Origin of the sequence: Microcoleus sp. MOSTC5 (assembly GCF_036701825.1) — a bacterium.
GTDB lineage: Bacteria > Cyanobacteriota > Cyanobacteriia > Cyanobacteriales > Microcoleaceae > Microcoleus > Microcoleus asticus.
In genome coordinates, this window is record NZ_JAUBRK010000013.1 from 1 (window position 1) to 13719 (window position 13719).

Consider the following 13719-nt stretch of genomic DNA (forward strand, 5'->3'; position numbering starts at 1 on the left):
TCTCGCCGTTTGCTCCATTCAACAAAGGAACTGCTGCCTTTAGCAGCAGCAGTTTCAATAGTTTCGGCACTTACTCCTAACCGTTTTGCTAGGTCAGCAGCTTTCAGGGGGCGCAGTGTTATTTGGGGCTGTTCTGCTCCAAAGTTTTTGGGAGAAGTTTTATTGAATTGGCGTTGAATTTCTGCTGTTTCCAAAGCTGCGACTCGCCCATGTAAATCGGCAATTTCAGATCGCAGTTGGGCGAAAGTTTCCCTGGTTTCGGAAGCTACCGTTTCGGCCGAAAGCGCTGGGACTGCTTCAAAGAATTGCTTGATGATTTTGGCGAGCGCGGCACTTTCCGTTAGATACTGCTCTACCATGTAGTCGCGCAACTTTTGGTGGTAGTAGGGTGGCAAATAGCCCACAATTCTGATGTTCTTGGTTGCCATTGGCTCTGGTTCGGGATGGAAAAGATGCAGACCGGAGTATGCCCTTACTGTGCTTTAAAGGCATACTGTAAGCGACGCTATTTTTTCTAAAGTATGCCTGTGTGTGCTACTATAGCACAATCAATTCTTAGTATGGGTTTTAACGGGGTTGTCATCCGTCATATCTACTACTTTGAACGGCAAGGAACCCCGCGCTGCTCAATCCAACGCACTGCGGTTGAGGTCGCTGTCTACCAACAAAGCGGGCGCTTTGCTTTGCAAGTAAGCCGCCAAATGCAGCGCTGTGGTAGTCTTTTCGACTCCGCCCTTGAATGAGGCGACTGTCACGATCGTAGGTTTAATTTTGAGTTCATCAGCCTTATTTTACACTTTAAACATCTGAACGTCTAGACAACTGAATGTTTGAATGTTTAAATTTGCTCATTACTCATCCCGTTCAATCCAAGGAAAGTAGCCTGACTCACCGACTTCAAGCACCCGATAAAGAAGCCACGGTCAGATTTACCGTGGATATGTCCGAATCTCTGCACCGCAAACTGTCGATGTTGGCAGCCAGGACAGGGCGCAAGAAAGTGGATATTGTGAGGATGTTGTTGGAGGATGGGCTTAAGGAGGTTGAGGGGTAGGGACGATCGTCCTAACCCGCATCAAGGTAGCGGAAAACTTCTCCAAACCTTCGGAATCTCGTAGCGGGCTGGCGGCATAGTGGCTAGCACGCTAACCGTCCGCCCTATCAGAGAAACCTTACAAACCAGAGCAAAGAGAATGCGTTACTTTGTGTAGAAGGGCATTGGTGACTAAAAATGTGCTCAACGTCTAGTGGCATCAAAGGTTTAGAAATCATAAAAGTTTTTTATGAGTTCCACTATAAAAGAGAGCGATCGATCTTTAACACCTTCGCCTTCAGCAATTATTTGCTCCATTCGTCCCATGCTGCCTTCGCCACTTTTGCGATGACTTCCTCGCGTACCGCATCGTTTGCCCTAGAGTCTGAAACAAAAACAGAGATCGCCATATGCCGTCCGTTCGGGAGCGTCACAAGTCCAACATCATTGGTTGCAGGCGTCACTCCATTTACAGTAGACGAAGTACCCGTTTTGTGGGCTACAACCGTCCCATCAGGCAACAGTCCTTTAATGCGCTTTGGGCCTGTAGTTGTTTCTGTCATCAATTGCAGCAGTAAAGCTTGACTGGATTTTGAAAGCCCTTTTCCCTCGTGAAAGGTGCGCAACAAAACGACGGCAGCATCAGGTGTTGCATAGTTGCGGTACTTCACTGCTGTGCCTTGCGCCAGCTCCTTCTCCGTGTGAGCAACAACGATATCGTTTACGCCAAGACCGCGCAAATACTCAGTGACAACCCTTGGTTCACCAAGGAGTTTTAAGAGCACATCACAAGACGTACCGTCACTTTCAGAAACCATGTACTTTAATAGTTCAGCCAGACTGAATTCCATTCCCTGCGATGAATCGTCGAGAATCCGACTACCCTGGAGGATATCGCTGGCTTCTACACGAATTTTCTGGTCTAGCTTCAGTTTTCCTCGGTCTACTTGAGCCAGAAGGGCCATTGCAATAGGAAACTTGTAAACGCTTTGCATCGGAAATTGCTGATTTCCATTCAGAGTCACTGACTCTCCGGTTTCTAGAACTGTGGCTTTCACTCCAACACGCCCTAGAGCTGCTTGAGAAATTTGTTCGATCCGATCGCGTAATTCGTTTGTGCGCTCGGCGTTGGATATTGTGATACCGCTCGGTGCACTTGTCTCGTTGTTGGGGGTGTCTTCTCTATTACTGGAGTTAACGCTGGTGCAACCAAGAGTCAGTAAAAACAAGCAAAATGTGTAAAGCCAAGCTTTTTTAATTGTTGGAATCATGTCAATAGTTTTCGGTTAGGGTTAAGCCGTATTAAGGATATAAAAAGGGTAAATTAAAACTTCAATGTTATGAGAGCGGGTCATTTGTAGGCTCGAAAGGTAATAAACAGTGGATTGGGTGGCTAGAGATGGTTTGACCAAAGAAATTGTTGGGGTATATATTGGCAGCAGAGATGAGTTGGGAGCTAAAGAATTATGGAATTCTTTACCATCTGTTCCAGAGTCAATGTGCTGGCTCGTTACACAAATTTCTGACAGGTCTACTCGACAATTGTTCCGACCCAAATACACAAAAACCTAGCCAAAAATAGTGTCTTAACAAATTATATAGAAAGATTTTATAATACAATGCGACAAGGAATATCCATGTTAGGGAGAAAGTTCTCTGGTTTTCTCAAAAAATATCTAATTATATTGGGGCTATCTGGTATCTTACTCATAATTACAACGCATCCTTAACTTGTTGAAACCAGTCATAGTATCCTGACTGTGCAGCACTACCCCCAAAGGAATGTCCTGACTTTAATAACACGAAATTTTAGTCATCTCCGTAGCTATTTACTACCCGCCAGAGTAGCTTTCCGTTTTCTCCAACGATCACCAAGTCCTACAATACCAAACATTGCCAATCCTGCCATAGAAGATGGTTCTGGAACTGCAACGCTGGTGACGCTGACATTCGGATCGAGGCCATCACCTTGAGAGTAAATATAATCAAATGCAGCTCGATCTTTCAGCATATTTGCACGCAAAAACAGGGCGCTCCAACGGGCGCTCGTTTCAATCCCAACGGATCGAGTTAATGTAGCAGTATTGAGGTCGGGGTTCGCACCAGCAGGGTTATTAACATTGGTAATGCCGAAATGATTTGCGCCCGTAACAGCAATCAAAGTTTTGGGTGGTGTTTGAATTTGGTCAAAGGTGCTTTGAGATCGATCTGGAAGGGCGACACCATCGATATCGCCTTGAATCAACGCCACGGCAATGCCATCATTAGCGATAGGGACAAATTCATTTGAAATCGGATTGCGTAAGTTGGCTCCAAAAAATGCACCTGCTAATAGTTCTTTTGGGCGCGTAAATGGCTCTTGACACAAATACAATTCTGGGAGGCATTTATTACCAATCACTGATAGCCCCACTGCACCACCGAAAGAATGACCCAATAAACCAAGGCGCTGTGTATCGACAACAGACGAAATCGGAGAGGTGGTCTTTGTCTTTTCGATCGCCATTTGAGACAAAACCGCCCCAATTTGCGAAGTTTCTGCCAGCAAGCTAGGCGGTGAGTTGGGATTGATGGGCAAAGGGCGAAAATGGTTCGGAACGACTACGACAAAGCCGTACCGCGCCACCTGGCTAGCGTAATCTGAATAAAAGGATTTATCTACAAGCGCACCTTGCAATAAAAGTACAATGGGGAAAGAGTAATTACCCGAATTAATATCAGATAATTTAGGATAATAAATGTCGGCTAAATCGTTATTAGCAGATATCGTTGTACTGTAAAAGCTGGTTTCTTTAAATGGCGGTGAATAATCGATAGTTGCGGCGGAGGTTTTCCCACCAAATACCACAATAAAGGCAGCTATTATCCAAACAATTGATAAGTTTTTGGTAGATAATAAATAACGTTTATAATTGAGCATTAATTTTAGTTTAAGAGGGCGTACATAAGCTATCAAACAGTAACTGCTCACCGCAACTATCGTTGCGGTATCGCCAAGAGAGGCAAAATTTGAGAGCAGCCCCAATCAAGGCTGGATGAAAAGAGGTGGAATTACCAGCCTGAAATTAACAAATAGTTCAGTAAAACTGTAAACCCGGAGGACTGCGACCCGCCAAACAAAGCAACTGATAAAGTTGAGCGATGGCTTCTTGTCCTTGTAATCGTACTGTTTCCAAAAAACTAAACATTTGAGCCACTAACTGAGCGCCCCAATCACTACGCGCACCACCACTCACCTTCCGATGTACTACAACTGGACGCAAAGCTCGCTCGGCATCATTATTATCCGGTTTAACTTCTGGATAATCTAAAAAAGTGAACCACTCCGTCCAATGACGTTGAATCCGGTTGGCTAATCGTTGAGCATCGGCAGGCCAACCTTTAATAGGTGGATTAGTCAAAACAGCAAGCAATTTGGCTTCGAGTAAAAGACGTTCTGCCGCCATCACTTCTCGACTCAATTGACCAGCATGATACTCCCGATACAGAGTTCTAGCAGTGGTTAAAATCTCACCCACTGCTTCTGCTAACAGCCGATTACCCTCAAAACGACTGAGCGTGAGCGCTTCTAAGTCCCGTTCCAGGTGGGTCAAACATTTCTGTTTGGCTGCTGCTGACTGAGGGTTGTAAGCACTAAAACAATCGCTACTGAGAATACCTTCAAAGTTTTCTCCTAATAACTGCTTGAGTTCGGCACTACTGCGAGTGGGAGCTAATAGGAGTACACAAACCTTATCACTGGTAGCTACCCATAACCAATATTTGATGCCATCAATGCAGTAAGTGGTTTCATCAACACAACGCACTCCTGGTTGTTGCACGTAGGTAAGCCACTGCTGATAAATTGGCTGCAAGCATACTTTGAAGTAGCGCTGCATTTTGGCGAGAGAACCTTGAGAAATAGGAACTCCCAAGACGTGTTCCACGAAATATTCTTGTTTTCTCCAGGGTAAGTTACCACCATACCCCAGCCAACCAACTACGCTACACAATCTACCACCGTAGCTAAATCCTTCGATTACGCCTGGTGGTAGCTGAGAGTATCCTGACCAACCACAATCGGCACACTGGCATAACCGACGGCGGTATTCCCTGATTTCTACAGGTTGGTCTACCAACTCTGCTACTTGTTGCACTTTCCGGGCGGAGGCTGTAACTGGTTCTACTGCTGCTTGACACATCGGACAAGTTTCTAGTTCTAGCTCGATGATTTGGTCAGCCTGACCAAATCCATTGCGAGTCTTTCCTGGGTGGTCGTATTTTGGACCGCGTTTAAACCCTTTTTTTCGCTTGCTTTTGTCGCTCGGCTTTTTGAGTTGGTCTGCTGAGGGAGGAATGGAACTATTTGATGAGTCGCGGTTTTTTAGCTGATCTAACGCTTCTTTTAACTGTTCAATCTCCTGTTGCTGCTCTTCTATAAGCTGCTGTTTTTCGGTCAGTTTTCGTTGTTGCTGTTGAAGCTGCTGCTGTTGCTTGAGTAGCCATTCTCCCAAACACAAGACTGTGTGCGCCATTTTTTCTACTGCAATGGCTATCTCTACTGGTTGGCTGAAGAGTGTGGCTGTGTTGAGCATAGAAGCTACTATACTCTATTTTCTCCTCTTTGCCTCTATCCCTGGTTTGGCTTACTCCCTGTTTGAATTTATCTAGGCTCAAACCTCACCATTTGCAATACCGCAACGCAGTTGCGGTGAGCAGTTACATCAAACAAGAACGCAAGTCGGCGACGGCTGGTAAGTAAGGACTCAGGAACTATGTAAGCTGGATGAGAGGTGGCTCTTAGGAGTACCAAGCTATCTTTCCAAGAGTTTTGGAGTTTTAGCCGTTTAAAATCTTAGCGATTTACAGCTTTTGTGGCTTGTTTTGTGCTGCTAGTCTAGAAACACTGCCTTAAATGTACGATCCAGACCAATCGAGTAAAATCTACCTAAAGGTGTAAACTTAACTTTAACTTTAGTTAGATACGAAATATCGTTCATATTGCATGAGTTCGCTAAAGTGCTCTGTTGACTGTAGCAATTCCTAGCCAGGTGAGAAGTTAGATGGCTGATACTGATAAATCAGGCGTCAGATCCTCCGTCTGCTATATGCTAAATCCGTTGAATGACTTTATTCAGTCCAATTCCCAGCTACCATCGGTTAAAGGAGATGAGAGCGTCGCATAGAATCTGTTAATCAAGGACTTGATGAATGCAACTAGAAGATGAGTAGTATTTGGTTGCGCCTAATGCTCCAAAGCAGAAGCCAAATGTAGAAAATATCCTTGGCGTAGGAGCGAAGCGACTTGCAAGCTGGCATCTTGGCTATTCCCCTTGAGTCGCCAACGATCGCTCATAATGGAACGAAAGCGAGCAAAGTTTATTATCGTTGAATTTGGGCAAGCGCTCCCATTTAGCAAGAACAGCAGTACATAGCTCCTGTCGTTGTAATGTTTTTGCTTCGATTCAATTTACCAAAGCTATCAAGGTCAAGCAGATTGACATGGAATGTCCAGGGTGCAAGGGACTCACAATCATTCACGTCCGCGCTGTTCCGGGTGTCCACCAGCAATATGATGTGGAATGCCCCGTTTGCGGTGGCACTGGAGAGCTTCCAGACACCGCCGAATTCCCAAACCATTGCCCTGCTTGCGGCGAACCTGTCCGCGCTGGGGAGACGTGGTGCGATCGCCATAAACCAGCAGAGCAACTTGAGTAGGCATTAAACTCAGATAAGTGTCAAGAAAGAAGAATTATATTCTTTAGAAACTGATTTTGTAGCAAAAAGCTTCATAATTACTTTAGTTTTGCCAATGAATATTCCTCCCAATCAATCTAACAACCCGGCATTTGAGAGACAGAGTTGGTTTAGCAGCCGCAAAGCTCTGGAATATATTAGGTATTGTTTGAAAGCAGCCCGTCAAGACATCCGCATTGCTTCAGGATTTTTTACGATTCGCGGTTGGGGATTAATCCGACAATATACTACAAACAAAAATACGTAAATATTCAGACTTTTGAGTTGGCTTAAGCCGTAGTAAATGCGAAGTGTTGGGCAGTAAAAAACGGGAGAACTCGATCGCCCGAAGCCCGAAGCACCGCAGCAATTACAGCAATTGAGCACCTAGCAAACACTAAACGGAGTCTAGTAATTGATGTTCACTGCACCGATCGTCCCAGCAATTACGGCTCAAGTTTCCCAATTGCCAAACACTCAAGTTATTAATGCCCAAGTGCTTAGCATCGGAGACGGCGACACTCTCACGATCCGCAACGCCAACGGACAAAACATAACCGTCAGGTTGGCTTGCATTGACACGCCTGAAAGAAATCAACCGGGAGGAAAAGAGGCAGCGGATCGTCTTAGTGCGCTTCTTCCAAGAGGTACATCAGTAAAAGTTCTTCCCGTAGACAAAGACCAGTACGGGCGCACGGTTGGAGTCGTGTTCAGTGACAGAAATATTAATCTGCAATTGCTGAAAGAAGGGCAAGCGTGGGTCTACGAGGAGTACATCAGCAACTGTCGCACCAGCGCTCAACAATTGCGGCAAGCTCAGAGTTCGGCTCAGCAGCAACGTCTTGGGCTATGGAGTCAAACTAATCCTTGCCCTCCGTGGGATTATAGAAAAAATCAGTGTGGAGTAAAGCCCGCTGCTGCCCCCCAAAAATCTGCACCAACTCCACAAAGACCTGTACCCAATCAACAAACTAATTGTGACCCGAGTTACCCCGACGTGTGTATCCCCCCCGCACCACCTGATTTAAATTGCGGCGACATTCCTCACCGTCGCTTTCGCGTACTACAGCCAGATCCACATGGGTTTGATAGAGATAAGGACGGCATAGGTTGCGAGAGATAAAGGAAACCTGCCATTCCTATAAATGGATAGGCGGGGATACTCAATTTTCCCAGTCTAGGGCTTGAACCTGGTACGACTCGCTCAGGATACTGCCGTCTCCTAATTTTTGCTGGCTTTCTCCATCAAACAAAAATTATTGTCACAATAAAAAGAATTCTACCGAGAGACAAAAGAGATGAAGCAAGAGGAAGCAATGCGACGAATTGACAGGGTAGCCCAGAATAATTTGACGAAACTGGATTTGTCGGGATTAGACTTAGAGGAATTGCCGCCGGAAATTAGTAAATGTACGCAGCTTGAGACGTTAGTATTCGCGGCATACCAGCCAAACAAGTTTGAAGCAAGGAGATATTGGATAACTAAGTTTCCTGATGCTGTTCTTAAATTAACTAACTTAAAAATACTTAAGCTTAGTGACCATGAGATAACCGAAATCCCAGAGACGATCGGACAACTATCCAATCTAACAAAGCTTCACCTCGGTAACAATAAGATAACCAAAATTCCAGAAGCAATAGGGCAACTGTCACATCTGAAACTGCTTTACCTCGGTGACAATAAGATAACTAAAATTCCAGAGACACTCGGGGAACTATCCAATCTGACAAAGCTTTACCTCAATAAAAATCAGATTACCTTCATCCCAGAAACCATCGGGCAACTGTCACATCTGACACTGCTTGACCTCCATATCAATCAGATTACCGAAATCCCAGAGGCAATCAAGCACCTGGTCAATCTGACAGGGCTTGACCTTAGTTGGAATCAGATAATAAAAATCTCAGAGGCTGTTGGGCAACTATCCAATCTGACAAAGCTTTACCTCGGTAGCAATAAGATTACAAAAATTCCTGAAGCGATCGGGCAACTGTCCAATCTGACACGGCTTTGCCTCGGTAACAACCAGATTACCTCCATCCCAGAGGAGATCGGGCAACTGACGAATCTGACAGGGCTTTACCTCTATAACAATCAGATTACCTCCATCTCCCAGAAGATAGGGCAATTGTCCAATCTGACACTCCTTTACCTCGACAGCAATCAAATTACCTCCATCCCAGAGACTATAGGGCAACTGTCCAATCTGACAGTGCTTGACCTCCGCAACAATCAAATTACCTCCATCCCAGAGACTATAGGGCAACTGTCCAATCTGACACTGCTTGACCTCCGCAACAATCAGATTACCTCTATCCCAGAAACCATCGGGCAACTGTTGAATCTGACACATCTTTACTTCCGTAACAATCAGATTACCTCCATTCCAGCGGAATTCGGGCAACTGTCCAAGGTGAGATCGCTTGACCTCAGTAAGAATGAGATTGGCTCCATCCCAGAGGAACTCGGACAACTATCGAATCTGACACAGCTTTACCTCAATGAGAATCAGATAACTAAAATCCCAGAGGTTTTCGCGCAATTGTCGAATCTGAGATGGCTTGACCTTAGTGAAAATCAGATAACCAAAATCCCAGAGGCAATAGGGCAACTGTCCAATCTGAGAAAGCTTTACCTCAATAACAATCAGATAACTGAAATTCCAAAGGCACTCAGCCAACTGTCCAATCTGATCGAGGCTGACTTCGATAACAATCTAATTACTCACATCCTAGAGCCGATTAAGCTTGTATCATTGAGTACACAGGATTTCTTTAGCCAGAAAATTATTCCCCCAGAGTCACTTAAGGCTCAGTTTAATTGGCGAAAGGGTGAGTACCTTCACCCTTACCTTATGGAAAGTCTAGAAGGGTTCAACGAAGCGTGGGAAAAAGAGTAGGCACGATTTGCCCCACTTTGGATAACTAAGTTGGGAAATCTCCCAAAATATATTGGTATGAAGGTAGGTTAAGTGCAGACTCTCTAAGGTGTCTCAAGGGTGAGAGAGTCTGCGATCGTTGCAAATAGCTCAGGAAAATCAATTTCTTCATCTAGAATTTGAAACCCTTATAGCCATCAGGACATAAGCGTTTCCCCGCCTAACCTCCCCCTACAAACTCAAGTACCTCACCCTGCACCGAACGCTTTTTTTGGTAGGGATTAGAACAAGACCGACTAGGATCGCCGGACAATTAGAACAAAACCTAAAAGCACTCTAAACCTTTTTTAGACGGGAAATAGTGGTATACCCGCCCTGTCAGGGCAAAAATTGTAGAATTAGGTGCTGAGTGCTGGCACGGGTTGCGATTCTGGCAGAAGTGCGATCGGAACTCCTTCACTCAGGATGCTTTCAAATTTCTAATGTGTTCTACTTGGAAATCAAGGTCTATCTATTGTTGTGTAAGATATTTGGTTAGTTCTGAAACTTCACCAGCGCGTTGCCAGTCACCCTCTCCTCGCCTAACTTTTGTGCGAGCCGTAATTTTCTGAATTTCCCAGAGTTGCAATGCGGTGTACGGCCCCTCGGCTTTACCAGAGCGGAACACGTACCAGTTAGCAACTTCGGGGGCTGCTAGTCTCGCAGGTCGCATTCGAGTTGATCCAGCGTCGGCGCTCAGTTGGTTGAGGTCTTGTTCGATTGGATTTGGAGCGGGTAAGTTTGTGGCAGCAGGCGATCGCCTTTTTTGCTTTGCAACAGGTGCGGTGGAATCCTGCGAGCGCCTTTCTTGCTTGGCTGCCCGTCGCCGACGCGCCCATAGATCGTATTGATAAAGTAGAAGCACTGAAGCAACCCACAGCCAAAATACAATAAACCAAACATTTACCAGTGGCTCAAAACCTTGAGACAATACCTCGGTTATCGGTTGGTTGAATTTTGCGCCAGTCATAGCAGCACTAATAAGCGCTGCGACCGTATTTAAAACTTGATAAGTTACGGCGTTATCTATTTGGCTTTTTTCAATTCCCTCTGGGGCCGCCGCATAGAAAAGGAAAACCAGGCAAGTTAGAGTAATTATTGCTGCTACTAGGGAAGCAATAAGGGCGTTGATTCCTTCTCTCAAAGAGTCCCAGTTTGGTTTGTTCCATGCCTTAACTGGCTTGGTAGTGGCAAGTTTTCGGTGTAACTCTTGATGACCCAGAAAAGATTGAGGATACCGAGGCGCGGCCCAAAAGGAAATTCCTGTAAGACAATGATGGTAAACAGTCATCCACGCTGCTGAACCCGCCCAGCTTCCAAGTAACCAAAAAACAATGCCTCCACCTGACATCGGCATTAACTTCGCTAAAAAATTCGAGGTACTGCCATAGGTTACGGTTAGTGCGATCGTCCTCAAACATGAGATAGGATGAGGAAACCACGCGGGCCATGATGGAATTTTCATGAGTTTGCAGTTTTGATAGGGATATCAAGATTGTCTCAAGCTTTAGTCCCAAGTGGTGAATTCAACCTTCCAGGTCAGCGCCTGGGAGGTTGAACTATTTTGATACAATGGGTTAGCGAAAAACTAACTTACAACCGTAAGCTGTGGGCGGAGACAGCTTGGTCTTTCGGTCGCCACGTCGAATTACAAAAAATAAAATTATGAAATTTAAAGGGTTTGACAAACAGTCTAAAAAACTGAAAAAATACAACCAATTAGATAAGCGCTTCACAAGTGATGGCACTGAATTTACTATGGAAGATGTACCGGATAACGGGGTCATAATGATTATGGACGAAGTTATGTATTTTCCTGAAGGTGTATTAGCTGGCAAAATTTATTATCCAACATCTATAGAAGGTAAAATATTATATCCATCTGCCCCTTATTCTAAATGGCCAGAAATTTGTAGCTGCTATGGTGTTGAAATGCCTGATACTGCAACAGCGGGAGTTGAGGGAGAAGCAATTGGTTTTTGGGAGTGGGTATATCAAAAATGTCTGCCTGTTACTTTGTTAGATTGTCCTTGGGAAGTTCTTAGATTATTGTCTAAAAATGTTTTGGCAGCCTATCGTGTTCCTTTTACAAATAGAGCTAGAGAAAACAGAGACTTTAGAAAATAATTGAAGGGGTTTAAGGAAACCACGCGGGCCATGATGGAATTTTCATGAGTTTGCAGTTTTGATAGGGATAACAAGATTGTCTCAAGCTTTAGCCCCAAGTGGTTTGTTCAACCTTCTAGGTCAGTGCCTGGGAGGTTGAATTGTTACTCGCACCGCAAGAGTATGACAGTCCGAGCCCAGACAGTACCAGATGTGCGATTGTGTGAGTTATGGCAACCGTTCGATAGCTCAAAACCTAGAATTTAGCAGAAGACTTTCTCATTACTGACGAACCGACAACCGCAGGTATTTCAGTCATTATCACGTTAATTGAAGGATGCGGGATGCTCAGAAAGCTTGAGGTTAATCACCCTGACTTCTTCCTGACTTTACACTAAGTGAGCTACTGATTAAGATTGAAGCAAATACAAAAAGGGTGGTTATGTTCGATCGCGCTCAATGGTTTTTGGCTGGTATGTCGATCGCACTTTCAGTTCAGTTAAGTCAGCCAGTTGCAGCAGCCGTGCCCGTTGGCAAAACCGTACAAACAGCACAAACTAAGAGTAAGGAGGCTGCCCACAAAGCTTTCAAAGAAGGAGTACAACTATCCCAGCAAGCAACGGCGGAATCTTTAAAAGGTGCGATCGTAGCATTATCGGGAAATGCACTTGGAGCGAAGGCTGAAGAAACGCGATCGGGAAACAGAACATTTGCGGATTGGTGTCGCCAAAAACCTAATTTGAGTCCTGAAGCTAAACATACTGTTGAGGTGCTATTGCAGAAAGCGGGAACTACTGAGTGCGAGGCGGCCGATCGGAAACTTTCTCTTCTCACGGAACTAAAACTCTACAAAAATCAAATCAGTGACATCAAACCGCTAGCATCTTTGACTAAACTGACTGCGATCGAACTCTGGAACAATCAAATTAGCGATCTCAAACCCCTAGCATCCTTGACTACATTGACTCGGCTCTACCTCCACAACAATCAAATCAAGGACATCCAACCGCTATCATCCTTGACTAACCTGACCGATCTCTTCCTCTACAACAATCAAATCAAGGACATCCAACCCCTAGCATCCTTGACTCACCTGAGTAGGCTCAAACTCGAAAACAATCAAATCAGGGACATCCAACCGCTAGCATCCTTGACTCACCTGGCTGTTCTCGACCTCGACGAAAATCAAATCAGCGATATCAAACCGCTAGAATTTTTGACTAAACTGACTGAACTGGGGCTCACCAAAAATCAAATCAGCGACATCAAACCGTTAGCATCCTTGACTAAACTAAATTGGCTCTGGCTCATGAAAAATCACATCAGCGACATCAAACCACTAGCATCCTTGACTAACCTGACTGGGCTCGGCCTCGGCGAAAATCAAATCAACGACATTAAACTGCTAGCATCTTTGACTAACCTAATTCTTCTCGACCTCCTTAACAATCAAATCAGGGACATCAAACCGCTAGCATCTTTGACTAACCTGACTACTCTCTTCCTCGATAATAATCAAATCAACGACATCAAACCGCTAGCATCTTTGACTAACCTGACTTGGCTCGGCCTCAGCGGAAATCCAATCGCTCCCAAAACTTGCCCGCTCAAACCAGAGTCTATCTGTAAGTGGCCCAAAAATTAAATGCTAAAAATTTACAGTTCAAAAAATTAGAGGTACAAGATTATGACACTTATAGTTTCAGACAAACATAAAAATTTATAAAAGTCGATCGCCCAATCAAAACATCCCATCCAGCAACTCGGTAACGTCCTGTTGGTCGCGACCCCGGTTGTCATCGTAGATCATTAAAGTGTTGAGATTCTTGTGCCGACTGAGTTTCTGCACCTTCCGCACGTTTCCGTCTGTTGCATCCAGTGCCGCCGTGATAACACTGTGTCTGATGCGGTGAGGGAACATCTGCTACTGGCGTTGCTTAATCAGGG

The 13719-nt window shown here is 44.9% G+C and carries 14 protein-coding genes; 6 read left to right on the plus strand and 8 right to left on the minus strand.

All coding sequences use genetic code 11. From position 1 onward, the window contains the following. Both QUA54_RS09125 and QUA54_RS09130 read right to left on the minus strand, forming a co-directional pair. A partial coding sequence (locus tag QUA54_RS09125) for a hypothetical protein (protein WP_333414245.1) occupies positions 1–428 on the minus strand: 428 nt, incomplete at its 3' end. A 198-nt stretch (positions 429–626) separates the two neighbouring features. After that, positions 627–755: a nucleotide-binding protein gene (locus QUA54_RS09130; protein WP_333414246.1), complete on the minus strand. Its 129-nt coding sequence runs from the start codon at positions 753–755 to the stop codon at positions 627–629. Between the two features lie 71 nt (positions 756–826). Here QUA54_RS09130 and QUA54_RS09135 point away from each other — a divergent pair, with 71 nt between their 5' ends. Further along, entirely contained in the window at positions 827–1054 is a 228-nt protein-coding gene (locus QUA54_RS09135; RefSeq protein ID WP_333414247.1) for a hypothetical protein, read from the plus strand. Positions 1055–1338: 284 nt separating this feature from the next. Here QUA54_RS09135 and bla read toward each other — a convergent pair whose 3' ends face one another. From bla to QUA54_RS09155, 4 genes are all read right to left on the minus strand, one after another. Next, the gene (gene bla, locus QUA54_RS09140) at positions 1339–2304 is read right to left on the minus strand and encodes a class A beta-lactamase (RefSeq protein WP_333414248.1); all 966 of its coding nucleotides are present in this window, start codon (positions 2302–2304) and stop codon (positions 1339–1341) included. 554 nt (positions 2305–2858) lie between these two features. Next, on the minus strand, positions 2859–3953 hold the full coding sequence (locus QUA54_RS09145; RefSeq protein ID WP_333414249.1) for a poly(ethylene terephthalate) hydrolase family protein: 1095 nt from the start codon (positions 3951–3953) through the stop codon (positions 2859–2861). A 157-nt stretch (positions 3954–4110) separates the two neighbouring features. Next, positions 4111–5607, minus strand: a complete 1497-nt coding sequence (gene tnpC / locus QUA54_RS09150) for an IS66 family transposase (RefSeq protein WP_333414250.1) — start codon at positions 5605–5607, stop codon at positions 4111–4113. Positions 5608–6545: 938 nt separating this feature from the next. Further along, a complete protein-coding gene (locus QUA54_RS09155) occupies positions 6546–6734 on the minus strand; it encodes a hypothetical protein (RefSeq protein ID WP_333414251.1) in 189 nt (62 codons plus the stop codon). 90 nt (positions 6735–6824) lie between these two features. On the opposite strand from QUA54_RS09155, the gene QUA54_RS09160 reads away from it, so the two are divergent. From QUA54_RS09160 to QUA54_RS09170, 3 genes are all read left to right on the plus strand, one after another. Beyond that, positions 6825–7016, plus strand: a complete 192-nt coding sequence (locus tag QUA54_RS09160; RefSeq protein ID WP_333414252.1) for a hypothetical protein — start codon at positions 6825–6827, stop codon at positions 7014–7016. 150 nt (positions 7017–7166) lie between these two features. After that, positions 7167–7871, plus strand: a complete 705-nt coding sequence (locus tag QUA54_RS09165) for a thermonuclease family protein (protein ID WP_333414253.1) — start codon at positions 7167–7169, stop codon at positions 7869–7871. Positions 7872–8046: 175 nt separating this feature from the next. Next, positions 8047–9648, plus strand: coding sequence for a leucine-rich repeat domain-containing protein (locus tag QUA54_RS09170; protein ID WP_333414254.1), 1602 nt, complete (start codon positions 8047–8049; stop codon positions 9646–9648). Positions 9649–10138: 490 nt separating this feature from the next. Here the strand turns inward: QUA54_RS09170 and QUA54_RS09175 are convergent, their stop codons facing one another. Then, on the minus strand, positions 10139–11131 hold the full coding sequence (locus tag QUA54_RS09175) for a DUF4339 domain-containing protein (RefSeq protein WP_333414255.1): 993 nt from the start codon (positions 11129–11131) through the stop codon (positions 10139–10141). A gap of 200 nt (positions 11132–11331) precedes the next feature. Between QUA54_RS09175 and QUA54_RS09180 the strand changes: the two genes are divergently transcribed. Beyond that, positions 11332–11793: a hypothetical protein gene (locus QUA54_RS09180; RefSeq protein ID WP_333414256.1), complete on the plus strand. Its 462-nt coding sequence runs from the start codon at positions 11332–11334 to the stop codon at positions 11791–11793. A 421-nt stretch (positions 11794–12214) separates the two neighbouring features. Beyond that, complete coding sequence (locus QUA54_RS09185) at positions 12215–13417, plus strand: leucine-rich repeat domain-containing protein (protein ID WP_333414257.1); 1203 nt, start codon at positions 12215–12217, stop codon at positions 13415–13417. A 96-nt stretch (positions 13418–13513) separates the two neighbouring features. Here QUA54_RS09185 and QUA54_RS09190 read toward each other — a convergent pair whose 3' ends face one another. Further along, the gene (locus tag QUA54_RS09190) at positions 13514–13693 is read right to left on the minus strand and encodes a hypothetical protein (RefSeq protein ID WP_333414258.1); all 180 of its coding nucleotides are present in this window, start codon (positions 13691–13693) and stop codon (positions 13514–13516) included. Positions 13694–13719: the final 26 nt, after the last annotated feature.

Coding starts and splice junctions, on each gene's coding strand:
- QUA54_RS09185 (WP_333414257.1), top strand. CDS start 12,215: ATGTTCGATCGCGCTCAATGGTTTTTGGCTGGTATGTCGATCGCACTT.
- tnpC (WP_333414250.1), bottom strand. CDS start 5,607: ATGCTCAACACAGCCACACTCTTCAGCCAACCAGTAGAGATAGCCATT.
- QUA54_RS09160 (WP_333414252.1), top strand. CDS start 6,825: ATGAATATTCCTCCCAATCAATCTAACAACCCGGCATTTGAGAGACAG.
- QUA54_RS09190 (WP_333414258.1), bottom strand. CDS start 13,693: ATGTTCCCTCACCGCATCAGACACAGTGTTATCACGGCGGCACTGGAT.
- QUA54_RS09145 (WP_333414249.1), bottom strand. CDS start 3,953: ATGCTCAATTATAAACGTTATTTATTATCTACCAAAAACTTATCAATT.
- QUA54_RS09155 (WP_333414251.1), bottom strand. CDS start 6,734: ATGCCTACTCAAGTTGCTCTGCTGGTTTATGGCGATCGCACCACGTCT.
- QUA54_RS09175 (WP_333414255.1), bottom strand. CDS start 11,131: ATGAAAATTCCATCATGGCCCGCGTGGTTTCCTCATCCTATCTCATGT.
- QUA54_RS09165 (WP_333414253.1), top strand. CDS start 7,167: ATGTTCACTGCACCGATCGTCCCAGCAATTACGGCTCAAGTTTCCCAA.
- QUA54_RS09135 (WP_333414247.1), top strand. CDS start 827: ATGTTTGAATGTTTAAATTTGCTCATTACTCATCCCGTTCAATCCAAG.
- QUA54_RS09170 (WP_333414254.1), top strand. CDS start 8,047: ATGAAGCAAGAGGAAGCAATGCGACGAATTGACAGGGTAGCCCAGAAT.
- bla (WP_333414248.1), bottom strand. CDS start 2,304: ATGATTCCAACAATTAAAAAAGCTTGGCTTTACACATTTTGCTTGTTT.
- QUA54_RS09180 (WP_333414256.1), top strand. CDS start 11,332: ATGAAATTTAAAGGGTTTGACAAACAGTCTAAAAAACTGAAAAAATAC.